The following is a 23,153-nucleotide window of genomic DNA, read 5'->3' as shown; positions in this document are numbered from 1 at the left end:
TTGGCTTACCGCTTGGAAAGCGGTACGTAGTCGCGCTGCGGCTCGCCGGTGTAAAGCTGGCGCGGGCGGCCGATGCGTTGCTGCGGATCTTCGATCATCTCGGCCCACTGGGCGATCCAGCCGACGGTGCGGGCCAGAGCGAACAACACGGTGAACATGGTGGTGGGGAAGCCCATCGCCTTGAGCGTGATACCCGAATAGAAATCGATGTTCGGGTAAAGCTTCTTTTCGATGAAATACTCATCCGTTAGCGCGATTTTTTCAAGTTCCATGGCAACCTGCAGAAGCGGGTCGTCCTTGTGGCCGAGTTCGGCCAGAACCTCATGCGTCGTCTTCTGCATGATCTTGGCGCGCGGATCGTAGTTCTTGTAGACGCGGTGACCGAAGCCCATAAGGCGGAACGGATCGTTCTTATCCTTGGCGCGGGCGATATATTCCGGGATTTTGTCGACCGTGCCGATTTCCTGCAGCATGTTGAGCGCCGCTTCATTGGCGCCGCCATGGGCCGGACCCCAGAGGCAGGCAATGCCGGCTGCAATGCAGGCAAACGGGTTGGCACCGGAGGAACCGGCAAGACGCACGGTGGAGGTGGATGCGTTCTGCTCGTGGTCGGCATGCAGGATGAAGATGCGGTCCATGGCGCGGGCCAGAACCGGGTTCACCTTGTACTCTTCGCAAGGCACGGCGAAACACATGCGCAGGAAGTTCGACGCATAGTCGAGATCGTTCTGCGGATAAACGAAGGGCTGGCCGATGTGGTACTTGTAGGCCATTGCAGCGATCGTCGGCATCTTGGCGATCATGCGAAGTGAAGCGACCATGCGCTGGTGCGGATCGGTGATGTCGGTGGAATCGTGGTAGAAGGCAGACAGAGCGCCAACCGTGCCGACCATGACCGCCATCGGATGGGCGTCGCGGCGGAAGCCGGTAAAGAAGCGGCTCATCTGCTCATGAACCATGGTGTGCATGGTCACGCGGTGGTCGAAATCCTTCTTCTGCGCAGCTGTCGGCAGTTCGCCGTAGAGCAACAGGTAGCAGGTCTCCAGGAAGTCGCCCTGTTCCGCCAGCTGCTCGATCGGATAGCCGCGATGCAACAATATGCCGGCATCGCCATCGATATAGGTGATCTTGGATTCGCAGGACGCCGTGGAGGTGAAGCCCGGGTCGTATGTAAAGGCGCCTGTCTGCTTGTAAAGTGTGCCGATGTCGATCACGTCAGGACCGATCGAACCCGACTTGACAGGCAAGTCGACCTTCTTGTCACCGAGTACGAGATTTCCGCTTTTATCCGTCATGCTGATCCTCCAACCTATTGGCGGCATGGCGCCTAAAAAGCGCCGTAAGGGTTAAGCGTCCCCGTTTAGCTATATGATCCGCCAGCCGCTGCCAAGCTGTCCTGACGCCATTTTGTGCAGCGCGGAAACATATTGGGCATGCCATGAGTTGCATGCTCCAAACGGCTATTGCACTCGAAGGAATGTCCATTCGAAAACTCAACGAGTTTCGGCCGTTGACGCTCGAAACAGAAGCGCGCAGGTTGCATTTGGGTGAGCACAGGCGGCTGGATTTTCATGCCGGAGGACGAAACGTCGTTTCTGAAAACGCGCGATACGGGAAGGCCAGGCTCTTGGCAGCCTGCGCCTTTGCGGAATCCGCCTGCCCTTGAGTCGCAACGACTGCTTCACAATCCTTCGGCGGCCGGCCTGCCCGAACGGCGACCCACGGCACCGTCCGGCTGGCGGGCGGCGCGCTATGCGATGGATCTGCGCCTCGCCCGCATCGCTCGGCAGGTGCCTGCCTTGCTTGCCCAGGAAGCGGCCTACGGTCATGCCTTCTTATTTGTGCCGGTTCTCATCGGGGCAGGGGCGATTACGTGGTTTTCCCTGCCGCAGGATCCGGCATTCTGGCCGCTCTTGGTCGCCTTCCTGATCTTCAGCGGTGTTGCGATGGTTGTCAGGCACGGCACCGGCAGCCTCCGCCTTCTGCCATGCGGTCTTGCCTTGTTTGTTGGTGGCATGCTGCTGGCGGACACCGAGACGCGACGCCTGGACACGACCATTCTCGATACGCCTGTGACAACCAACGTGACGGGCGTGGTCGAGCGACGGGAATCCGATGCGCAGGGTCGCTGGCGCTATATCGTTCGGCTACAGAAAACCACCAAGCCGGAACTGAGCCGCGCGCCGCAGCGTGTCTCCCTGCTGGCAAGGGGCCGGCATGATCCGGCAGCCTTAGGCGACACTATCGCCGGTCGCGTCCGAATATCGCCGCCCTCGGGACCGGCTCTGCCGGGGCTTAACGATTTTGCCTTCTCCTCTTACTTCGATGGGGTCGGGGCTGTTGGCTTTTTCTACGGCGCGCCCGAACTGCTACCGCAGCAGGCAGACTCTGCGCAGGCGTGGGACAGCATAGAGAGCCGCCTCTTCGATCTGCGCAGTACGATCGGGGACCGTATCCGCGCCACTGTGGCCGGCGATGCCGGTGCCTTTGCTGCCGCCATCGTCACAGACGAACGCCGGGCAATCTCGCAGGAAACGACAGAAGCACTCCGACTTGCCGGTCTAGCGCATATCATCGCGATCTCCGGCCTGAATATGGCACTGGCTGCCGGCATCTTCTTCGTCGGCGTCAGGACCGTGCTGTCGCTCTTTCCGGGCTTTGCCCAAACCTATTCCATCAAGAAGATCGCAGCGTTTGGCGCACTCGTCATGGTCACCGCTTACTACATGATTTCCGGCTTCGGCGTTTCCGCCGAGCGGGCTTATATCATGATGGCGGTCATCCTCGTTGCGGTGCTCTTCGACCGGCAGTCGCTCAGCCTCCGCAATGTGGCCCTCTCCGCCCTGATCATCATCGCCATATCGCCTTCTGAAATTCTGGGGCCGAGCTTCCAGATGTCCTTTGCCGCGACGGCTGCCCTGATTGCCGGCTATGAAGCCTGGCAGCGCCGCCGGATAACTCCGGAAGCCGGACCGCAAAAAACCAGTCACCGGATGGTGACGTCGGTCTCGAAGGCGGGCCGCTTTGTTGCCGGCATCATCATGACGTCGTTGATCGGCAGCGTCTCAACGGCGATGTTCTCAGTCGAACATTTCCATAGGATCGCGACATACGGGCTTGCCGCCAATCTTGCAGCCATGCCGCTCATCTCCTTCATCGTCATGCCTGCCGGGCTTGTCGCCATGCTGTTCATGCCCTTCGGGCTGGACGCGCCGTTCCTGAAGCTGATGGCGATGGGGCTGGAAGGGGTCATCGAGATCGCGAGATATGTCGCCGCCTGGGGTGGTGATGTGGGTGTGGGCCGACAGCACGCGTGGTTCCTTGGCCTTGCCGGGCTGGGATTCGTGCTCCTGACTTTGCTGCGCACGAGGCTGCGCCTGATAGGACTGCCATTCATTGCGGTGGCCCTGTTCTTGTCCTGGCAGGCGGGAAGGCTGTCTCAGCCGGATATCTTGGTCTCGGAGGACGGGACCACGGTCGCACTGCTCGGGCCGGATGGCGTTGCGACCAACCGTAACCGCGTTCCGGGTTTCATCTATGATCAGTGGCGGCGCGCGCTGTTGCTTGGCGATCCGGTCAAACCCGATATGTTACCGAGAGGCGCCGAACCGACAAAACGAGATGGCCGGTTCATCGAACTGACCGGGCCGGAGATCGAGGCTGCCCGAGCCGGCATGAGGGAAGCGCCCGGCAACCGTTTCCTTTGTACGTCCCGTGCCTGGTGCGCGGCCAGATCGGGAAAGGGTGCCCTGATTGTGGCCGTGGAGGATGGCCGCTATGCAGGTGTTGCCTGCGATGTCGCCGATATCGTCATCGCTCCCCGAGCGCGCTTTGACAATTGCCGCTCCGGCGCGCTGATGTTCAACGGCGACATCTTGCGCAAGACGGGAGCATTGGAGATCGCATTGAACAACACAGCCGACATGGAAGCATGGCGCATTCACACAGCTATGGTCGGCAAAGACCGAGGCTGGAACCGGCATCGGCACTATAATTGGCGCGGCCGCTCCTTCGACACGATACTGCCGGAGCCGCTTCAGCAGATCATCAGTGATAGCGGCGGATGAGGCCGACAAGCTTCCCCTGAACCTTGACCCGATCCGGAGGGAAGATCCGGGTCTCGTAGGCGGGATTCGCCGCTTCGAGTGCAATGGAGGCGCCGCGGCGACGGAAACGCTTCAGCGTTGCCTCTTCGTCGTCCACCAGGGCAACCACGATGTCGCCCGGATTGGCGGTGCTGCTATTGCGGATGATCACCGTGTCGCCATCCAGGATACCGGCCTCGATCATCGAATCGCCTTTGACTTCCAGCGCGTAATGCTCGCCCGATCCCAGCATCTCGATAGGCACGGCAATGTCATGCGTGTTGTTCTGGATTGCCGAAATCGGTACGCCGGCTGCAATCCGACCCATGACCGGCACGGTTGCCGAATTCGAACTGTCGTCGTTTGCGGCAGACTTGTTCGGCGCGGAGGCGGAAGATTGCGCTTTGCCAAGGCTGCCCTCGATGACGCTTGGCGAAAAACCCCGCCGCGGTTGCAGGCTCGGAACGTAAGCCTCAGGCAGCTTGATGACTTCGAGTGCCCTTGCCCGGTTGGGAAGCCGTCGGATAAAGCCGCGTTCTTCCAAAGCGGTGATCAGCCTGTGGATGCCGGATTTGGACGCCAGGTCGAGCGCGTCCTTCATTTCGTCGAACGATGGCGGCACGCCGGATTCCTTCATGCGTTCGTGAATGAACAGAAGCAATTCCTGCTGTTTGCGGGTGAGCATGGCCGAGGCATCCTTCGAGAGTCGGAAACAAATCCAGAACAGACACTATATGTTCCACTTGTGTTCTGCAAGTCCCTAAATTTCGGTGAAGTCTCTGCAAATTTCATTTATGGATGCGAAACTTCGGCGCTAACGCCACTTGCGCGATACGCGACTATGGCCAATGTACTTGACTGGCTGCAAGTCTGGGGGGTTCGCTTGAGTAGAAGACCGATCGATCATCTTGTTCTGCCGGTGGCGGAACTGAGCCGGGCGCGTGCGCGCCTTTCGGCTCTCGGCTTCACCGTGGCTGCGGACGCTCTGCATCCGTTCGGCACCGCCAACGCCTGCGTTTTTCTGGCGGACGGAACCTATCTGGAGCCGCTTGCGATTGCCAATCGGCGCAATGCAAGCGCGGCGGCCAAGCGGGGCAATGTTTTTACCGGCAGAGATATCGCCTTTCGCCGCAGCCGCAACCGTGAGGGGCTTTCGGCGCTCGTCGCGGCAACGGATGACGCTGCCCACGATCACAAGCGATTCGAGGGCTTAAATTTGTCCGGCGGCGACATGCTGGAGTTTTCCCGAGCAATGAGCCTGCCGGATGGCGGCGAGGCGCTGGCAAGCTTCCGTCTCGCCTTCGCCGCAGATCCGGATGCGGCAGATTTCTTTCTTTTCTGCTGTCAGAGGATCAATCCGCTTCCCGCCGACCGGGGCGAGCTTGAATTGCACGCCAATACGGTCACGGGCTTGAGCGAGATCATTCTTTCGGCTCCAGAGCCCGTCGCCGCCGTGCCCTTTCTGGAAGCGGTTTTCGAGGCTGCAGCCGAGAGCAGCGAGGAGGCCGTTCGCCTAGAGACCGCCAATGTCGGCATTCGGGTCCTCCGCGAAAAGGATCTTCGGGCCGAATTCGCGCTTGAACCGGATCCGAAGCTTGGCGGTCTCAACGGCCGTGCCGTGATCTTTAAGAGCGCCGATCTGGCGGTGACAGAGATCACGCTTGCTGCTAACGACGTGGCCTTCATCCGCAGGGAGGGCCGCGTTCTTGTCGCCGCCGCTCCCGGCCAAGGCGTGTTGTTCGGTTTCGAGGAATAGATCATGGACGTGTCCCCCAATTCGGAAGTGTTCGTCGGCGAGGGAGACGGGCGGGTCGTATTCTCCAATACGCAGCGCTTTTCTCTCATCGCTGGGCCCTGCCAGATGGAAAGCCGCGATCATGCCTTCATGATTGCCGGCACGCTGAAGGAGCTCTGCAGCCGGCTGAGAATAGGGCTCGTCTACAAGTCCTCCTTCGATAAGGCCAACCGGACCTCGCTGTCCGGGAAGCGTGGCATCGGGCTCGAAACCGCGATGGAGATCTTCACCGACCTCAAGAAGGAATTCGGCTTTCCGGTCCTCACCGATATCCACACGGAGGAGCAGTGCGCGGAAGTGGCGCCGACCGTGGATATTCTGCAGATCCCGGCCTTCCTGTCGCGACAGACGGACCTTCTGGTCGCGGCTGCAAAGACCGGGCGGGTGATCAATGTGAAAAAGGGCCAGTTCTTGGCACCCTGGGACATGAAGAACGTGCTGGCCAAATTCACCCAGAGCGGCAATCCCAACGTATTGCTTTGCGAGCGCGGTGCCTCCTTCGGCTACAATACGCTTGTCTCGGACATGCGCTCGCTGCCGATCATGGCCTCGCTCGGTTCGCCGGTCGTCTTCGATGCCACCCATTCGGTGCAGCAGCCGGGCGGGCAGGGCGACACCTCCGGGGGCCAGCGGGAGTTCGTGGAAACGCTGGCGCGTGCAGCCGTGGCCGTGGGCGTTGCCGGCGTCTTCATCGAGACCCATGAGGATCCGGACCACGCGCCGTCCGACGGGCCAAACATGGTACACTTGAAGGATATGCCGCGGCTGCTGGAAAAGCTTCTGGCCCTGGATACGGTCGCCAAGTCCTGATCGGTCCGGGCGCACACGCATCGGCAAACCGTCCGGCTGTCATTGTAATTTCTAAGCCGTGAAGTAAGAGAGAGCCGTCTTTCGTCACCACAAGCCATCAGGATAAGATCATGACCGCCATTACCGACATCATCGCCCGGGAAATTCTCGACAGCCGCGGCAATCCTACTGTGGAAGTGGACGTCTATCTGGAAGACGGCTCCATGGGCCGGGCCGCCGTTCCATCGGGTGCGTCGACCGGCGCGCATGAGGCCGTCGAACTGCGCGACGGTGGCTCGCGTTATCACGGCAAGGGCGTCGAGAAGGCGGTCGAGGCCGTCAACACCGAGATCTTCGACGCGATCGGCGGCTTCGACGCGGAAAGCCAGATCCACATCGACAAGACGATGATCGAGCTCGACGGCACACCAAACAAGTCGCGCCTGGGCGCCAATGCCATCCTCGGCGTATCGCTCGCCGTGGCCAAAGCTGCCGCCGAGTCGTCCGGTCTGCCGCTCTATCGCTATATCGGCGGTGCCGGCGCCCACCTTCTGCCCGTTCCGATGATGAACATCATCAATGGCGGCGCCCATGCCGACAACCCGATCGACTTCCAGGAATTCATGATCCTGCCCGTTGGCGCCGACACGCTGCGCGACGCCGTCCGCATCGGCTCTGAAATCTTCCACGTCCTCAGGAAGGAACTGGCCGCGCAGGGCCACAACACCAATGTCGGTGATGAGGGCGGTTTCGCGCCTGGCTTGAAAAGCGCGCCGGAAGCACTGGACTTCATCATGAAGTCGATCGAGAAGGCCGGTTACACACCCGGCGACGACGTCTGCCTCGGCCTCGATTGCGCCTCGACCGAATTCTTCAAGGACGGCAAATACGTCATGGAAGGCGAAGGCCGTACGCTCGAGCCGGAAGCCATGGCCGAATACCTGGCCGAACTGGTCGGCCGCTATCCGATCATCTCGGTTGAAGACGGCATGGCCGAAGACGACTGGGCCGGATGGAAGGCGCTGACGGACAAGGTTGGTACCAAGTGCCAGCTGGTCGGAGACGATCTCTTCGTCACCAACTCCGCCCGCCTGCGCGATGGCATCCGCCAGGGCGTTGCCAATTCGATCCTCGTCAAGGTCAACCAGATCGGCTCGCTGACGGAAACGCTCGACGCGGTCGAGACGGCCCACAAGGCCGGCTACACGGCCGTCATGTCGCACCGTTCCGGCGAAACGGAGGATTCGACCATTGCCGATCTCGCCGTCGCCACCAACTGCGGTCAGATCAAGACCGGCTCGCTGTCGCGCTCGGATCGTCTTGCCAAGTACAACCAGCTGATCCGCATCGAGGAGATGCTTGGACCGCAGGCTGCCTATGCCGGCCGGTCCATCCTCAAGTCCTGAGTATCAAACACCTGAGAGACCTTAAGGGCTCGCGCCAACGGCGCGGGCCCTTTGCATGCGTCAGCAGTCAACCATTGCTTAAGCAAGTTCTGTCAGTTTGAGCCTTCGTTAGGGATTGGTTCAGCGTAACAGGCGTCGAAGGCATGTGGACGAAGCATCATAAGCAGAGAAGATTCGGCCGCCTCGTCATACCCGCCATCACGGTCGCTTTCGTGTCCTATTTCGGCTACCACTGCATTCACGGCGATCTTGGATTGATTGCTACCGAGAAGTTCGAGCAACAGCGGCTGGATCGCGAAAAGGACTTGTCGAAGCTCACCGAGAAGCGGCAGCAGCTTGAGCGACAGGTGAGCCTGATGAGCGACGGTTCGCTCGAAAAAGACATGCTGGACGAGATTGCCCGTTACCAGCTGAATGTCTCGCGCCCGGACGAGATCGTCATCTTTAACAACTACTTCTAAATTAACCGGATGTTGGTTAATTTCACAATTAATCAACCTTATCAGTGACTTGACTAACACGTCAGCCATGCAATTATGGCATTGCTGGGGCCGTCGTTCTTCCCTATGGTACGCGGCGAAACCGGAGTGGATTGTGCCGGCCGTATCGGTTTGGCACAATACCGCTCTAAATGTGCAGCACATAGGGAGGGATCGATGGCGCTACCAAATCTTGCGTCTGCATCCGGCCGCAAATCCGCGGCAAAGTCTGCTACCAAACTATTTTCCCGGGCCGGTGACTTTACCGGCAAGAACTCGCTCGAATTCGGCAAGGAGGAGGATCTCCATGCTTATCGCGAGATGCTGCTGATCCGCCGCTTCGAGGAAAAGGCCGGTCAGCTCTACGGCATGGGTTTCATCGGCGGTTTCTGTCACCTCTATATCGGGCAGGAAGCCGTCGTCGTCGGCATGCAGATGGCTCAGAAGGAAGGTGATCAAGTCATCACCGCTTACCGTGACCACGGGCATATGCTGGCAACCGGCATGAGCGCGCGGGGCGTCATGGCGGAATTGACGGGGCGTCAGGGCGGCTATTCCAGGGGGAAGGGCGGCTCCATGCACATGTTCTCCAAGGAAAAGAACTTCTACGGCGGCCACGGCATCGTCGGCGCCCAGGTGTCGCTCGGCACCGGTCTTGCCTTTGCCAACAAGTATCGCGGCAATGACAGCGTTTCGGTCGCCTATTTTGGCGATGGCGCGGCCAACCAGGGCCAGGTCTACGAGAGCTTCAACATGGCAGCGCTGTGGAAGCTGCCGATCGTCTACATCGTCGAGAACAACCGTTACGCCATGGGCACGTCTACGTCCCGCGCCACGGCTCAGTCCAACTACTCGTTGCGCGGCTCCGGATTCGGCATTCCCGGCATTCAGGTGGACGGCATGGATGTGCGCGCCGTCAAGGCGGCGGGTGACGAGGCGCTGGAACACTGCCGCACCGGCAACGGCCCGATCATCCTCGAAATGCTCACCTATCGCTATCGCGGCCATTCCATGTCCGATCCGGCAAAGTACCGGTCCAAGGACGAGGTGCAGAAGATGCGTTCCGAGCACGACCCTATCGAGCAGGTGCGCAAGCGCCTGCTGGACAAGGGTTGGTCCAGCGAGGACGAGCTGAAAGCCATCGACAAGGATATCCGCGACGTCGTCTCTGACAGCGCCGATTTCGCCCAGGCCGATCCGGAGCCGGATGCGTCCGAGCTCTACACCGACATCCTGCTCTGAGCGCGGGGAGGAAACATAAATGCCAATCGATATCCTGATGCCGGCGCTTTCTCCCACCATGGAGGAAGGCACGCTGTCCAAATGGCTCAAGCAAGAGGGTGACAAGGTCACCTCCGGCGATGTGATCGCCGAGATCGAAACAGACAAGGCGACCATGGAAGTGGAAGCCGTGGACGAAGGCGTCATCGGCAAGCTTCTGGTTGCTGCCGGCACCGAGAACGTCAAGGTCAACACCAAGATCGCCGTGCTGCTGGTCGAAGGCGAAAGCGCCGACGCTCTTTCGGCGGAAAAGCCGGCCCAGCCGGAAGTGCCGAAAGCTGATGCCGATACTCCGGCAGCGGCCTCCGACGCAGCCGGAGGCAAGGCCCGCCAGTCGGCGGATGAACCAAGCGCGGTCGCCGACAGCAAGGTCCCCGCCCAGCCGAAGATCGATCTTGCCGCCGATCCGGATATTCCTGAAGGCACCGAGATGGTCATGACTACGGTTCGCGAAGCGCTCCGCGACGCCATGGCCGAAGAAATGCGCCGCGACGAGAACGTCTTCGTCATGGGTGAGGAAGTCGCCGAATACCAGGGCGCCTACAAGATCACGCAAGGGTTGTTGCAGGAATTCGGCGCACGCCGCGTTGTGGATACCCCGATTACCGAGCACGGCTTTGCCGGCGTCGGCGTCGGTGCTGCCATGGCCGGCTTGAAGCCCATCGTCGAGTTCATGACCTTCAACTTCGCCATGCAGGCGATCGACCAGATCATCAACTCGGCCGCCAAGACGCTTTATATGTCCGGCGGCCAGATGGGTGCCCCGATCGTCTTCCGCGGCCCGAACGGCGCAGCCGCCCGCGTCGGTGCCCAGCACAGCCAGGATTTCTCCGCCTGGTACAGCCAGATCCCGGGCCTCAAGGTCGTCATGCCCTACACGGCAGCCGACGCAAAGGGCCTGCTGAAGGCCGCGATCCGCGATCCGAATCCGGTCGTCTTCCTCGAAAACGAAATCCTCTACGGCCAGTCCTTCGAGGTGCCGAAGCTGGATGATTTCGTTCTGCCGATCGGCAAGGCACGCATCCACAAGACCGGCAAGGACGTCACCATCGTCTCCTTCGGCATCGGCATGACCTATGCGGTCAAGGCGATTGCCGAGCTGGAAAAGGAAGGCATCGATGTCGAGCTGATCGATCTTCGCACCATCCGCCCGATGGACCTGCCGACCGTGATCGAATCGGTGAAGAAGACCGGCCGTCTGGTCACCGTCGAGGAAGGCTACCCGCAGAACTCCGTCGGCACCGAAATCGCCACACGCGTTATGCAACAGGCCTTCGACTACCTCGATGCGCCGGTGCTGACGATTGCCGGCAAGGACGTGCCAATGCCCTATGCGGCGAACCTCGAAAAGCTCGCCCTGCCGAATGTCGGTGAAGTCGTCCAGGCGGTTAAGACCGTCTGCTACAAGTAAGGGGAGGGCGTCTCGATGCCTATCAACATCACCATGCCTGCCCTGTCTCCGACCATGGAGGAGGGCAACCTCTCCAAATGGCTGGTCAAGGAAGGCGATACGGTCAAATCAGGCGACGTGCTGGCCGAGATCGAAACCGACAAGGCGACCATGGAAGTGGAAGCTGTCGATGAAGGCGTTGTCGCAAAGCTCGTCGTGCCGGCCGGCACGGAGGGCGTCAAGGTAAATGCCCTGATCGCAATCCTCGCCGCCGACGGCGAGGATGTCGCCGCGGCTGCGGCCGGCGGTGATGCGGCACCCAAGGCGGAAGCGCCGAAGGCCGAAGCTGCGCCTTCTGCCAAGGCATCCGAGCCTGCGCCGCAGGCCGCTGCGCCTGTTGCCGACAAGGCTCCGGCACCATCGACGCCGGCACCCAGCGCTGACGGCAAACGCGTTTTCTCGTCGCCGCTTGCCCGGCGTCTCGCCAAGGAAGCCGGCCTCGACCTTGCGGCGGTCTCCGGCTCCGGCCCGCACGGCCGCGTCATCAAGGCAGATGTCGAGAAAGCCGCCGCTTCTGGTGGTGCCAAGGCACAGCCCGCTGCCGCTCCGGCTGCTGGCGGTACTGCTGCACCGGCCCCAGCCAAGGCTCCGTCGGACGAAAACGTCCTGAAGCTGTTCGCGGAAGGTTCCTACGAGCTTCTGCCGCATGACGGCATGCGCAAGACGATCGCCTCTCGTCTGACCGAGTCGAGCCAGACGGTTCCGTCCTACTTCATCTCGATGGACTGCGAACTCGATGCCATGCTGAAGCTGCGCACCGAGATTAATGCGTCTGCGCCGGTGAAGAAGACGGAGAAGGGCGACATTCCCGCCTTCAAGCTGTCGGTCAACGACTTCATCATCAAGGCGATGGCTTTGGCACTGCGCGATGTTCCGATGGCGAATGCCTCCTGGACGTCGACCGCCCGCATTCTGCACAAGCATGCCGATGTAGGCGTTGCCGTTTCGATCCCAGACGGGCTGATCACCCCGATCGTCCGCAAGGCCGAGACGAAGACCCTGTCCGCCATCTCCAACGAGGTGAAGGATCTGGCCAAGCGCGCCCGCGACAAGAAGCTGAAGCCGGAAGAATACCAGGGCGGCACGACCTCCGTGTCCAACCTCGGCATGTTCGGCGTCTCCAACTTCACCTCGATCATCAACCTGCCGCAGGCTTCGATCGTGTCCATCGGTGCTGGCGTGGAGAAGCCGGTTGTCAGGAACGGCAAGATCGAAGTTGGTACGGTGATGACGGCGACCTTCGCCTTCGACCACCGCGTCATCGACGGCGCGCTCGGCGCGGAGCTTGCTTCGGCGTTCAAGCGCTACATCGAAAACCCGATGGCCATGTTGGTTTAGCTTTGTCTTTCCCTCCCCCTTGCGGGGAGGGTGTCCGCCAAGCGGACGGGTGGGGGTGATGCAACACGCGGTGACGCTGATGGCTTGGAACAAGGAGAGTCCAAATCCACCCAGCGCTGGCGCCGCCCGCAACGCCCTGCGCCTGCGCAAATCTATGACGGATGCGGAGCGCCGTCTCTGGACTGCGCTTCGAAAGGAAATGCCGGAAACGCCCGGTACGCATTTCCGGCGGCAGATGGCGATTGGGCCGTATGTGGTGGATTTTGTATGTCTAAGGCGTCGGCTGATTGTCGAGGTGGATGGAAAATTTCACGATACGCCCGATCAAAGGCTTCGTGATGCCGACCGTGATGCCTATCTTCGAAGCGAGAATTTTCGTGTTCTGAGGTTTTCGAACGATAAGGTGATGCTGGAGATGACATCCGTATTAAGAAGTTTGGCGGTGGCCCTTGCCACCCCCACCCCTAACCCCTCCCCACAAGGGGGAGGGGAACTGTGAGCGCGTCCATGAAAACCATCCTCTGCTTCGGCGACTCTCTCACCTGGGGCTACAGCGCCGAAGGTCCCGGCAGGCATGCCTTTGAGGATCGTTGGCCGAGCGTGCTTCAGGCCGCACTGGGGCCTGAAGTCAATGTCATTGCCGAAGGCCTGAACGGCCGCACGACCGGTTTCGACGATCATCTGGCCGACTGCGACCGCAACGGGGTGAAGAACCTGCCGACGGTGCTGCACACGCATATGCCACTCGATCTGGTGGTTATCATGCTCGGCACCAACGACATGAAGCCGATGATTGCCGGAACGGCACACGCCGCCCGTTCGGGCATGCAGCGGCTGGTGGGCCTGATACGGCATCACGAATATTCGTTCGACTACGACGCGCCGGACGTTCTGATTGTTTCGCCGCCGCCGCTTCGCGAAACGGCCGATCCGATCTTCTCCGCTATGTTCCGGGGTGGCATCGAGGAATCGCGCATGCTGGCCTCGCTATACCGCGATCTGGCGGATGATCTGGGCTGCGGCTTTTTCGACGCAGGCTCGGTTGCGGAGACCACACCCGTCGATGGCGTTCATCTGACGGCTGAAAGCACACGCGCCGTCGGACGCGGCTTGGAGCCGATCGTCCGCGTCATGCTCGGGCTCTGAATAACTGGATTCCTCAGAGTAAGCCGCTTCAAGCCGGCTGCCGGGGAACGCTGAAAACAAAGGCAGGAAAGCAATGGCTCAATCCTACGACGTCATCGTTATCGGTTCCGGACCGGGCGGCTATATCGCTGCCATCCGCGCCGCACAACTGGGCCTCAAGGTCGCCTGTGTCGAGCGGGAACATCTGGCCGGCATCTGCTCCAACTGGGGCTGCATCCCGACCAAAGCGCTGCTGCGCTCGGCGGATGTGCTGCACACCGCCCAGCATGGCAAGGACTACGGCTTGACGCTGAGTGGCACCATCGCGCCGGACTTAAAGGCGATCGTCGCCCGCTCGCGGGGCATTGCGCACCGTATGAACAACGGCGTCGGCTTCCTGTTCAAGAAGAACAAGGTCGATATCATCTGGGGTGAAGCGAAGATCACCAAGCCCGGCGAGATCGTCGTCGGCAAAAGCACAAAGCCGGTCGTGGAGCCGCAGGGCCCGGTGCCGAAGAACACGCTGGGCGAAGGCACCTATACGGCCAAGCACATCATCGTGGCGACAGGTGCGCGCCCGCGCGCCCTGCCGGGCATCGAGCCCGATGGCAAGCTGATCTGGACTTATTTCGAGGCGATGAAGCCGGAAGAGATGCCCAAATCCCTGCTCGTCATGGGATCGGGCGCGATCGGCATCGAATTCGCCTCGTTCTACCGCACCATGGGCGTGGACGTGACCGTGGTCGAAGTGCTGAGCCAGGTCATGCCGGTCGAGGATCCCGAGATCTCGGCGCTTGCCAAGAAGCAGTTCGAGCGCCAGGGCATCAAGATCCATCTTGAGGCCAAGGTCTCCAAGGTGGAAAAGGGTGCCGATTCGATCACGGCGCATGTCGAGAAAAAGGACGGTTCGGTCGAGAAGATCACGGCCGACCGGATGATCTCGGCGGTCGGCGTCGTCGCCAATATCGAGAATATCGGGCTTGAAGCCGCTGGCGTGAAGACCGAGCGGGGCTTCATCACCATCGACGGCTACGGCAAGACGAACGTGCCCGGCATTTATGCGATCGGCGACGTCGCAGGTGGCCCGCTGCTCGCCCACAAGGCCGAGCATGAGGCGGTTATCTGCGTCGAAAAGATCGCGGGCTTACCTAACGTCCATCCCATGGACCGCAACAAGATCCCGGGCTGCACCTATTGCAATCCGCAGGTCGCCTCGGTCGGCCTGACGGAAGCCAAGGCAAAGGCGGAAGGCCGCGATATCCGCGTCGGCCGCTTCCCGTTCGTGGCGAACGGCAAGGCGATCGCGCTCGGCGAGGACCAGGGCCTGGTCAAGACGATCTTCGACAGGAAGACCGGCGAACTGATCGGCGCCCATATGGTCGGCGCGGAAGTCACCGAGCTGATCCAGGGCTTCGTCGTCGCTATGAACCTCGAGACGACCGAGGAAGACCTGATGCACACCATCTTCCCGCATCCGACCATTTCGGAAACGATGAAGGAAAGCGTGCTCGATGCCTACGGACGCGCATTGAACGCGTAATTGCCGGGGAGGAGCAACAGCCTCCACCCCGTCATTCCTGTGACAAGCACAGGGATGACGGGGCACGGGGCTGAGGCTTCAGCCAAGCATTGCAGGTGGGTGGGCGACTTCCCACCTACCTCTTGACGGATCAAACGGGGTTTCACATGGGCGTGGGTTGGTTGACGGCGATCATCATCGGAGGTTTGGCTGGGTGGCTCGCCGGCATCCTTATGGACCTGCGCTTTGGTCTGTTCATGAACATCGTGATCGGCATAGTCGGGGCGGTCCTCGGCAGCGCCATATTCGCCCGCGCCGGCATCTATGTTCACAGCGGTTGGCTGGGTTACCTCGTAACAGGTTTCATCGGTTCATGTATTTTGCTATTTATTGCCAAGCTCGTCAGGCGCTGACGGTATTCGGCGGTTTCCCGCGCTGGAAAGCAGGTTTTTGATGGTCACCATCCTCGATAGAACGGTCCTTTCGGAAGAGAAGCGCCTCCGCCATCCGGAAAAAGCGCACCGGCCCGATCAGGAAGTCCTGCGCAAGCCGGAATGGATCCGTGTGCGCGCACCGGTCTCCAAGGGTTACCAGGAAACCCGCTCCATCGTGAAGGAAAACAAGCTGGTGACGGTCTGCGAGGAAGCGGGCTGCCCCAATATCGGCGAGTGCTGGGATAAGAAGCACGCCACCTTCATGATCATGGGCGAGATCTGCACCCGCGCCTGCGCCTTCTGCAACGTCGCCACCGGCAAACCAAATGCGCTTGACTGGCAAGAGCCGGAAAACGTCGCCAAGGCCGTCAAGCAGATGGGCCTCGAGCATGTGGTCATCACTTCGGTCGATCGCGACGACCTGGAAGACGGTGGCGCCGAGCATTTCGAGAAGGTCATCTGGGCGATCCGCGCTGCTTCCCCGAACACGACGATCGAAATCCTGACGCCGGACTTCCTGAAGAAGCCGGGGGCTCTTGAGCGCGTCGTCGCGGCTAAGCCCGACGTTTTCAACCACAATATGGAAACTGTTCCAGGCAACTACCTGACGGTTCGTCCTGGCGCCCGTTATTTCCACTCCGTGCGCCTGCTGCAGCGGGTGAAGGAACTCGATCCGACCATGTTCACCAAGTCCGGCATCATGGTCGGGCTTGGCGAGGAGCGTAACGAAGTGCTGCAGCTGATGGACGACCTCAGGACTGCGGGCGTCGATTTCCTGACGATCGGCCAGTATCTGCAGCCGACGCGCAAGCATCACGCGGTGATGAGCTTCGTCACCCCGGAGGAATTCAAATCCTACGAGACCGTCGCCTATACCAAGGGGTTCTTAATGGTTTCGTCCAGTCCGCTGACACGGTCTTCGCATCACGCCGGGGATGACTTCGCCCGCCTGAGGGCGGCCCGCGAACGGAAGCTTCTGATCGCTGCCGAATAGCGGCGATCGGAACAAGCCGCTTACTCGGCCGCCTGCAGCTTGATAGTCTTGTCCTGACCGCGATGCCGTTCGCGCAGAACGAAACGGTGCCCACGTGCCTCCGCCTTCGCCATCTCCAGGAGATACACAAGCATTGGCATCTGGTTCATGTCGGCGAGTTGCCGAGCAGACTCCAGCAGCTTTATCATCTGGGTAAAATCGTCCATGGCAGGATCTTCCAAGCTTCAGGCGGTGCTATGTTGCATTGCACCATCATAGGCAAGATTGTCTACAGTCGCTATTACAACTCTGTCACAGAGCATTAAATCTTGTTAATCATGAACTTGATTTTGGTCAAAGAATGCGCGGCTTCGGCAGCAAGTCGGCGCGCAAAACTGCCGTCACTTCATGCCTCTCTTGATCTTGGCGCCAAGGACGCTTAACTGCCGGATTATGCCTAAGTTCGAGAACCATCGTCCCGTCAAGCACAGCGCAGAAGATATGTATGCGCTGGTCGCCGATATCGAAACCTACCCGCAGTTCCTGCCGCTTTGCGATGGACTGGCGATCCGGTCCCGCAAGGAGCGCGACGGCAAGGAATTGCTGATCGCGGACATGACGGTGGGCTATAAGGCGATCCGCGAAACCTTCACGACCCAAGTTTTGCTCAATCCAGGAGATCGGGCGATCGACGTCAAATATGTCGAAGGCCCATTCAAATATCTGGACAACAAGTGGCATTTCGAGCCGACCGCGACCGGCTGCACCGTGCACTTCTTCATCGACTACGAGTTCAAGAGCATGATTCTCGGCGCCCTGATGGGATCCATGTTCGACCGGGCATTCCGCATGTTTGCCGAAGCCTTCGAAAAGCGGGCTGACAAGATCTACGCAAAAGCCTGACGTTTCGGCCGGGAGGTCGTGTCAACCGATCTCGCCTGCAGCCTCGACAAGCATATCGAGTGCCGTTCTGATCGTGGCAAGCCTCACCTGGGTGCGACCTATATCTCCATAGTGCATTTCCCGATGCAGCACCGGGCCCTGGCGGCGACCGGCGGCCAAATGCACAAGGCCTACCGGCTTTTCCGCCGATCCGCCTCCGGGGCCGGCAATCCCGGTAACTGCCACCGCGACGGAAGCGCGTGAGCGGAAGAGGGCGCCATGCACCATCTGCAGCGCCGTCTCGCGGGAAACGGCCCCAAACGTCGCAAGCGTCGCTTCCGAAACTCCCAGCATGTCCATCTTTGCCTGGTTCGTATAGGTGACGAAGCCGCGATCGACGACGGCCGAGGAGCCGGAAATCTCAGTCAATGCCCCGGCGATCAGGCCACCCGTACAGGATTCCGCTGTTGCAACCATCAAGCCTCTTGCGCCGAAGGAGACGATGATCCGCCGCGCCTGCTCCTCGATGTCTTCGGGAAAAAGGCTCATGAAACATCCCCACGATAAACGACGGTGGCGGTGGCGATGGCGGCAATGCCCTCCCGCCTTCCGACGAAGCCGATCGTTTCGTTTGTGGTGGCTTTTACCGAGCAACGGTCGAGCGAGATTCCAAGGATTTCCGCCAGGTTCTCGCGCATCTTCTCCCGGTGCGGTGAGATCTTCGGGGCCTCGGCGATCAGCGACACATCCGCATTCATGATCGTGCCGCCGCGTTCGCGCACGATCTTTGCGGCATGATCGAGAAAGATCCTGGACGGCGCGCCGCGCCATTGCATGTCGGAGGGTGGGAAGTGGTCGCCGATATCGCCGGCGCCGCAGGTGGCGAGCAGGGCGTCGGTCAGGGCGTGCAAGGCCACATCGGCATCCGAATGGCCGCTGAGCGTCTGGTCATGTGGAATGAAGACGCCGCACAGCGTCACGCCATCGCCAGGCACCAGCTGATGGACGTCGTAACCATTGCCGGTACGAACATCCGGTAGAGCCACGCTGGAGTTTCGGGAGAGCTTTTCGTCGGCCATGGCGATGTCCCGTTGCACGGTCAATTTGATGTTGTCGACAGAGCCTTCCACAAGGCGCACCGGAATGCCCGCCCATTCGGCAATCGAGGCATCGTCGGTGAAATCGTCGCGGCGCAACGCTGCGGCTTTCTCGTGAGCGATGCGGATCGCCGAGAGGAGAAAGCTCTGTGGCGTCTGGGCAGCGTAAAGCCCCGACCGAGGAACCGTCTCATGCACCAATCCATCCGAGCCGCCGCGCTTCAACGTATCCGTCACCGGCACTGCCGGCAGCACGCCATCATGTCCTTCGTCAAAACCCGAGGCGATCCGGTTCAGCAGGGCGTGGTCAACAAAGGGTCGGGCCGCGTCATGGATCATCACATGGGTGGCGTCCGTGGTTGCTAAAGCCTTGAGCCCTTCATAGACGGAGCGCTGGCGGGTGTCTCCGCCGAAGGTAGTGATGATGTGGGAAGCATTCGGCAGGCCATGGATGGCTTCGGCAAACAGTGATTCGTCTTGCGGATGGATGACGACCACCACCGGGCCGCTGAGAGGCCATTGGAGAAAGGCAGCGAGCGTATGGCGTATGACCGGCTGTCCGCCGATCGGACGGTACTGCTTCGGTCCGTCGCCAGGTGAACCAGCCCGTTCGCCCCGGCCGGCTGCAACGATCACGATCCCGATTGTCATGGCGCTGTCGCCCATGGCCTTTACCTGTCCCGTGGTTGAAGATTGACAGGCGCAGGACTATAGCCTCAAAAGCCGCATTTCCAGCAGGGCGCTTAAAAATAACGCAAAACGGGAATAGCTCTTGGCAAATGCGTTTGGCCTGAATAAAAATAGTGCAACAAGCCCGCATGCCCGAAAGATCATCATTTGCATCTAAAACATCTCGCCACGCCGTTTGAGATCGGGTCCGTTCCTGTTCGCAATCGAGTCCTCCTCGCTCCGATGTCGGGTGTGACGGACCTGCCGTTTCGCACGCTTGCCTGGCGCTACGGTGCCGGCCTGGTGGTGACGGAGATGGTGGCAAGCCGCGAACTGGTGATGAACCGGGGCGAATCCTGGGCGCGGCTGAAAAGCACGGGGATTACCCCGCATGTGGTGCAGCTTGCCGGTCGCGAGGCGCACTGGATGGCAGAGGCTGCCAGGATCTCCGCAGACAACGGCGCCGATATCATCGACATCAACATGGGTTGTCCCGCAAAAAAGGTGACCGGAGGCTATTCCGGCTCAGCGCTGATGCGCGACCCGGATCATGCGCTGTCGCTGATCGAGGCAACCGTGAAGGCGGTCACGGTGCCGGTAACGCTGAAGATGAGGCTGGGCTGGGACGACAATTCCATCAACGCGCCAGAGATTGCGCGCCGCGCCGAAGAGGCCGGTATCCAGCTTGTGACGATCCACGGTCGCACCCGCATGCAGTTCTACGAGGGCAGGGCGGACTGGGATGCGATCCGTCTCGTGCGCGATGCGGTCTCCATTCCTCTTGTTGCCAATGGCGATGTCGAATCGCCGCAGGATGCCGCCGAGATCCTGAAGCGGTCCGGCGCAGATGCGGTCATGGTCGGGCGTGGTGCGCAAGGCCGCCCCTGGCATGTGGGCTGGCTTGCCGGCCATGCAGTTCCCGAGCAGAACGAAATCGCCGCTCTTGTTTCTGAACATTACGAAGCGATGCTGCAGCTCTATGGCGAGGAAGCTGGTCTGCGGCATGCGCGCAAACATCTGGGCTGGTATCTGGAGCGCTTCGCACCGGACCTACCGGGCGACGCGAAGGCGGCGATCATGACATGCAGGCATCCGAACGAGGTTCTGCGGCGCATGGCGGACGCGCTTTCAGCCGGAACAACACATGACGCCCGCAGGGAGGCTGCATGACCAAGACCTCTGAACAGAGCACGGCGCAGGGGCAGGCCCTTGCCATGGCCGTCCTGAATTCGGTGCAGAATCCGGTGATCCTGGTGGATGCGGCCGGCAAGGTCGCCTTCGCCAACTGGGAGGCGGAAGCCTTTTTCGGCTCCAGCGCCGCCCATCTCGCGAAGAACAAGATCTCGACCTTCATTCCTTTCGGTAGCCCGTTGCTGGCGCTGATCGACCAGGTGCGCGAGCGCAAGGCGCCGGTCAACGAATACCGGGTCGATCTGTCGTCGCCGCGGCTCGGACAGGAAAAGCTGGTCGATCTTTACGTCGCGCCAGTCGTCAGCGAGCCCGGTTCCGTCGTGGTCGTCTTTCAGGAACGGTCGATGGCCGACAAGATCGACCGTCAGCTGACGCATCGCGCCGCCGCTCGATCCGTCACCGGGCTTGCCTCCATGCTGGCCCACGAGATCAAGAACCCGCTTTCGGGCATTCGGGGCGCTGCGCAGCTGCTGGAAACCTCGGTGCCAGACGACGACCGCGCCCTGACGCGACTTATCTGCGATGAGACGGACCGGATCGTCTCCCTAGTCGATCGCATGGAAGTCTTTTCGGATGAGCGGCCCGTAGATCGGTCGCCGATCAACATTCACTCGGTGCTGGATCATGTGAAGGCGATCGCCAAGGCAGGTTTTGCCCGCAAGATCAAGTTTTCCGAGATGTACGACCCCTCGCTGCCACCGGTCTATGCGAACCGCGATCAGCTCGTGCAGGTCTTCCTCAACCTCGTAAAGAACGCGGCGGAAGCCGTTTCCGACCAGTCGGACGCCGAGATCATGCTGACGACCGCCTATCGCCCGGGTATCCGTCTCTCGGTCGCCGGCACCCGCGAGAAAATCTCGCTGCCGCTGGAATTCTGCGTCATCGACAATGGGCCTGGCGTGCCGCTCGATCTTCTGCCGCATCTGTTCGATCCCTTCATCACCACCAAGACCAACGGTTCCGGCCTCGGTCTCGCCCTCGTCGCCAAGATCATCGGTGGCCATGGCGGCATCGTCGAATGCGACAGCCAGAGCCGGCGCACCATTTTCCGGGTTTTGATGCCCATGCACAAGGAAGAGGCCGGCGACGGCCGTGCCGACAACTTCACAGGAAGCGTTAAATGACTGCCACGATCCTTGTCGCCGACGACGACGCGGCCATCCGCACCGTCTTGAACCAAGCCCTGACGAGAGCCGGTTACGATGTGCGCATCACCTCGAACGCTGCAACCCTCTGGCGCTGGATTTCGGCCGGCGAGGGTGACCTCGTAGTGACGGATGTCATCATGCCGGACGAGAACGCCTTCGACCTCCTGCCGCGCATCAAGAAGGCACGGCCGGATCTGCCGGTTCTCGTCATGAGTGCCCAGAACACGTTCATGACGGCGATCAAGGCGTCGGAAAAAGGTGCCTACGACTACCTGCCCAAGCCCTTCGACCTGACGGAACTCATCGCCATCATCGGCCGGGCGCTTGCCGAGCCGAAGCGCAAGCCGGCTCGTCTGGATGACGACATGCAGGACGGCATGCCGCTGGTCGGCCGCTCCGCCGCCATGCAGGAAATCTACCGCGTGCTGGCGCGTCTCATGCAGACCGACCTGACGCTGATGATCACCGGCGAATCCGGCACGGGCAAGGAGCTTGTGGCCCGCGCGCTCCATGATTACGGCAAGCGCCGCAACGGCCCCTTCGTTGCGATCAACATGGCGGCCATTCCCCGCGACCTGATCGAATCGGAACTTTTCGGCCATGAGAAGGGCGCCTTCACGGGAGCCCAGAACCGGTCCACCGGCCGCTTCGAACAGGCCGAAGGCGGCACGTTGTTCCTCGACGAAATCGGCGACATGCCAATGGACGCGCAGACCCGGCTGCTGCGCGTGCTGCAGCAGGGCGAATACACCACGGTCGGCGGGCGTACCCCGATCCGGACCGACGTGCGGATTGTTGCGGCCACCAACAAGGACCTGAAGACGCTCATCAACCAGGGCCTCTTCCGCGAGGATCTGTATTACCGCCTGAACGTCGTCCCCTTGCGTCTCCCGCCGCTTCGCGACCGCGCCGAGGATATTCCCGATCTTGTGCGGCACTTCATGCAGATGGCCGAAAAGGAAGGCCTCGACGCAAAGCGCTTCGACAATGAAGCGCTGGACGGTATGAAATCCTATGCCTGGCCGGGGAATGTCCGCGAGCTGGAAAACCTCGTCCGCCGCCTGATGGCGCTTTATCCGCAGGAGGTCATCACCCGCGAAATCATCGAATCGGAACTGCGCTCCGATGTTCCCGACAGCCCGATTGACAAGATGGGCGCCCGTAGCGGTTCGCTCACCATTTCGCAGGCGGTCGAGGAAAACATGCGGACCTATTTCTCGAGCTTCGGCGATAATCTTCCGCCGCCTGGCCTTTACGATCGAGTCCTGACGGAGATGGAATATCCGCTGATTCTGGCTGCGCTGACGGCAACGCGCGGCAATCAGATCAAGGCAGCCGATCTTTTGGGCCTCAACCGCAATACGCTTCGCAAGAAGATCCGCGAACTGGGCGTCTCCGTCTACCGCAGCGCCCGCGGCGCATGATCTCCAACCCTGCGGCTTGACACGCAAACACCTCCGTTGCATTTTCGCCACAATGCGTTGCTTAGAAG

At 60.8% G+C, this 23,153-nt stretch carries 22 protein-coding genes; 17 read left to right on the top strand and 5 right to left on the bottom strand.

Annotated elements, in window-relative coordinates; all coding sequences use genetic code 11:
• Positions 1–5: 5 nt before the first annotated feature.
• Positions 6–1,295, bottom strand: a complete 1,290-nt coding sequence (gltA, locus tag EPK99_RS18030; RefSeq protein WP_128444482.1) for a citrate synthase — start codon at positions 1,293–1,295, stop codon at positions 6–8.
• Positions 1,296–1,757: 462 nt separating this feature from the next.
• Between gltA and EPK99_RS18025 the strand changes: the two genes are divergently transcribed.
• Complete coding sequence (locus EPK99_RS18025; protein ID WP_128444481.1) at positions 1,758–4,067, top strand: ComEC/Rec2 family competence protein; 2,310 nt, start codon at positions 1,758–1,760, stop codon at positions 4,065–4,067.
• On the opposite strand, the gene lexA is transcribed toward EPK99_RS18025, so the two are convergent.
• The gene (gene lexA, locus EPK99_RS18020) at positions 4,048–4,770 is read right to left on the bottom strand and encodes a transcriptional repressor LexA (protein WP_128444480.1); all 723 of its coding nucleotides are present in this window, start codon (positions 4,768–4,770) and stop codon (positions 4,048–4,050) included. The two genes, EPK99_RS18025 and lexA, sit on opposite strands and share 20 nt — an antisense overlap.
• A 198-nt stretch (positions 4,771–4,968) precedes the next feature.
• Between lexA and EPK99_RS18015 the strand changes: the two genes are divergently transcribed.
• The 12 genes from EPK99_RS18015 to lipA all read left to right on the top strand — a co-directional run bounded on the left by EPK99_RS18015 (position 4,969) and on the right by lipA (position 16,695).
• Positions 4,969–5,841, top strand: a complete 873-nt coding sequence (locus EPK99_RS18015) for a VOC family protein (protein WP_245582481.1) — start codon at positions 4,969–4,971, stop codon at positions 5,839–5,841.
• A 3-nt stretch (positions 5,842–5,844) separates the two neighbouring features.
• Positions 5,845–6,690 carry a 3-deoxy-8-phosphooctulonate synthase gene (kdsA, locus tag EPK99_RS18010; protein WP_128444478.1) on the top strand — a complete coding sequence of 282 codons (846 nt, stop codon included), beginning with the start codon at positions 5,845–5,847 and terminating at the stop codon, positions 6,688–6,690.
• 110 nt (positions 6,691–6,800) lie between these two features.
• Positions 6,801–8,075, top strand: coding sequence for a phosphopyruvate hydratase (gene eno / locus EPK99_RS18005; protein WP_128444477.1), 1,275 nt, complete (start codon positions 6,801–6,803; stop codon positions 8,073–8,075).
• A 143-nt stretch (positions 8,076–8,218) separates the two neighbouring features.
• Complete coding sequence (locus tag EPK99_RS18000) at positions 8,219–8,536, top strand: FtsB family cell division protein (RefSeq protein WP_128444476.1); 318 nt, start codon at positions 8,219–8,221, stop codon at positions 8,534–8,536.
• A 195-nt stretch (positions 8,537–8,731) separates the two neighbouring features.
• On the top strand, positions 8,732–9,796 hold the full coding sequence (gene pdhA / locus EPK99_RS17995; protein WP_128444475.1) for a pyruvate dehydrogenase (acetyl-transferring) E1 component subunit alpha: 1,065 nt from the start codon (positions 8,732–8,734) through the stop codon (positions 9,794–9,796).
• A gap of 19 nt (positions 9,797–9,815) precedes the next feature.
• Positions 9,816–11,246 carry a pyruvate dehydrogenase complex E1 component subunit beta gene (locus EPK99_RS17990; RefSeq protein ID WP_128444474.1) on the top strand — a complete coding sequence of 477 codons (1,431 nt, stop codon included), beginning with the start codon at positions 9,816–9,818 and terminating at the stop codon, positions 11,244–11,246.
• 15 nt (positions 11,247–11,261) lie between these two features.
• Positions 11,262–12,623, top strand: coding sequence for a pyruvate dehydrogenase complex dihydrolipoamide acetyltransferase (locus EPK99_RS17985; RefSeq protein ID WP_128444473.1), 1,362 nt, complete (start codon positions 11,262–11,264; stop codon positions 12,621–12,623).
• Positions 12,624–12,681: 58 nt separating this feature from the next.
• Positions 12,682–13,122 (top strand): endonuclease domain-containing protein, encoded by a 441-nt coding sequence (locus tag EPK99_RS17980; RefSeq protein WP_245582480.1) that lies wholly within the window; start codon positions 12,682–12,684, stop codon positions 13,120–13,122.
• An 8-nt stretch (positions 13,123–13,130) separates the two neighbouring features.
• Complete coding sequence (locus EPK99_RS17975) at positions 13,131–13,769, top strand: SGNH/GDSL hydrolase family protein (RefSeq protein WP_128444472.1); 639 nt, start codon at positions 13,131–13,133, stop codon at positions 13,767–13,769.
• A gap of 73 nt (positions 13,770–13,842) precedes the next feature.
• Entirely contained in the window at positions 13,843–15,288 is a 1,446-nt protein-coding gene (gene lpdA, locus EPK99_RS17970) for a dihydrolipoyl dehydrogenase (RefSeq protein WP_128444471.1), read from the top strand.
• A 146-nt stretch (positions 15,289–15,434) separates the two neighbouring features.
• Positions 15,435–15,680 (top strand): GlsB/YeaQ/YmgE family stress response membrane protein, encoded by a 246-nt coding sequence (locus EPK99_RS17965; RefSeq protein WP_128444470.1) that lies wholly within the window; start codon positions 15,435–15,437, stop codon positions 15,678–15,680.
• Between the two features lie 40 nt (positions 15,681–15,720).
• Positions 15,721–16,695, top strand: coding sequence for a lipoyl synthase (gene lipA, locus EPK99_RS17960; RefSeq protein ID WP_128444469.1), 975 nt, complete (start codon positions 15,721–15,723; stop codon positions 16,693–16,695).
• 20 nt (positions 16,696–16,715) lie between these two features.
• Here the strand turns inward: lipA and EPK99_RS17955 are convergent, their stop codons facing one another.
• Positions 16,716–16,901, bottom strand: coding sequence for a hypothetical protein (locus EPK99_RS17955; RefSeq protein ID WP_128444468.1), 186 nt, complete (start codon positions 16,899–16,901; stop codon positions 16,716–16,718).
• A 226-nt stretch (positions 16,902–17,127) separates the two neighbouring features.
• Here EPK99_RS17955 and EPK99_RS17950 point away from each other — a divergent pair, with 226 nt between their 5' ends.
• The gene (locus EPK99_RS17950; RefSeq protein WP_128444467.1) at positions 17,128–17,577 is read left to right on the top strand and encodes a type II toxin-antitoxin system RatA family toxin; all 450 of its coding nucleotides are present in this window, start codon (positions 17,128–17,130) and stop codon (positions 17,575–17,577) included.
• A 21-nt stretch (positions 17,578–17,598) separates the two neighbouring features.
• On the opposite strand, the gene EPK99_RS17945 is transcribed toward EPK99_RS17950, so the two are convergent.
• Positions 17,599–18,105, bottom strand: coding sequence for a CinA family protein (locus EPK99_RS17945; RefSeq protein ID WP_128444466.1), 507 nt, complete (start codon positions 18,103–18,105; stop codon positions 17,599–17,601).
• Positions 18,102–19,319 (bottom strand): bifunctional 2-C-methyl-D-erythritol 4-phosphate cytidylyltransferase/2-C-methyl-D-erythritol 2,4-cyclodiphosphate synthase, encoded by a 1,218-nt coding sequence (locus EPK99_RS17940; RefSeq protein ID WP_128444465.1) that lies wholly within the window; start codon positions 19,317–19,319, stop codon positions 18,102–18,104. The genes EPK99_RS17945 and EPK99_RS17940 overlap by 4 nt, the downstream gene beginning before the upstream one ends.
• Before the next feature lie 171 nt (positions 19,320–19,490).
• On the opposite strand from EPK99_RS17940, the gene dusB reads away from it, so the two are divergent.
• Genes dusB through ntrC form a run of 3 tightly spaced genes read left to right on the top strand, consistent with a single transcriptional unit; the run spans position 19,491 to position 23,085 of the window.
• Positions 19,491–20,492, top strand: coding sequence for a tRNA dihydrouridine synthase DusB (gene dusB, locus EPK99_RS17935; protein WP_128444464.1), 1,002 nt, complete (start codon positions 19,491–19,493; stop codon positions 20,490–20,492).
• Positions 20,489–21,637, top strand: a complete 1,149-nt coding sequence (locus EPK99_RS17930; protein WP_128444463.1) for a two-component system sensor histidine kinase NtrB — start codon at positions 20,489–20,491, stop codon at positions 21,635–21,637. The genes dusB and EPK99_RS17930 overlap by 4 nt, the downstream gene beginning before the upstream one ends.
• The gene (ntrC, locus tag EPK99_RS17925; RefSeq protein ID WP_128444462.1) at positions 21,634–23,085 is read left to right on the top strand and encodes a nitrogen regulation protein NR(I); all 1,452 of its coding nucleotides are present in this window, start codon (positions 21,634–21,636) and stop codon (positions 23,083–23,085) included. Before EPK99_RS17930 ends, ntrC begins: the two co-directional genes overlap by 4 nt.
• Positions 23,086–23,153: the final 68 nt, after the last annotated feature.

Source organism: Neorhizobium lilium (assembly GCF_004053875.1).
GTDB lineage: Bacteria > Pseudomonadota > Alphaproteobacteria > Rhizobiales > Rhizobiaceae > Neorhizobium > Neorhizobium lilii.
Note: the sequence above shows the minus strand (reverse complement) of the source record. Positions and strands in the feature narration are given on the sequence as shown.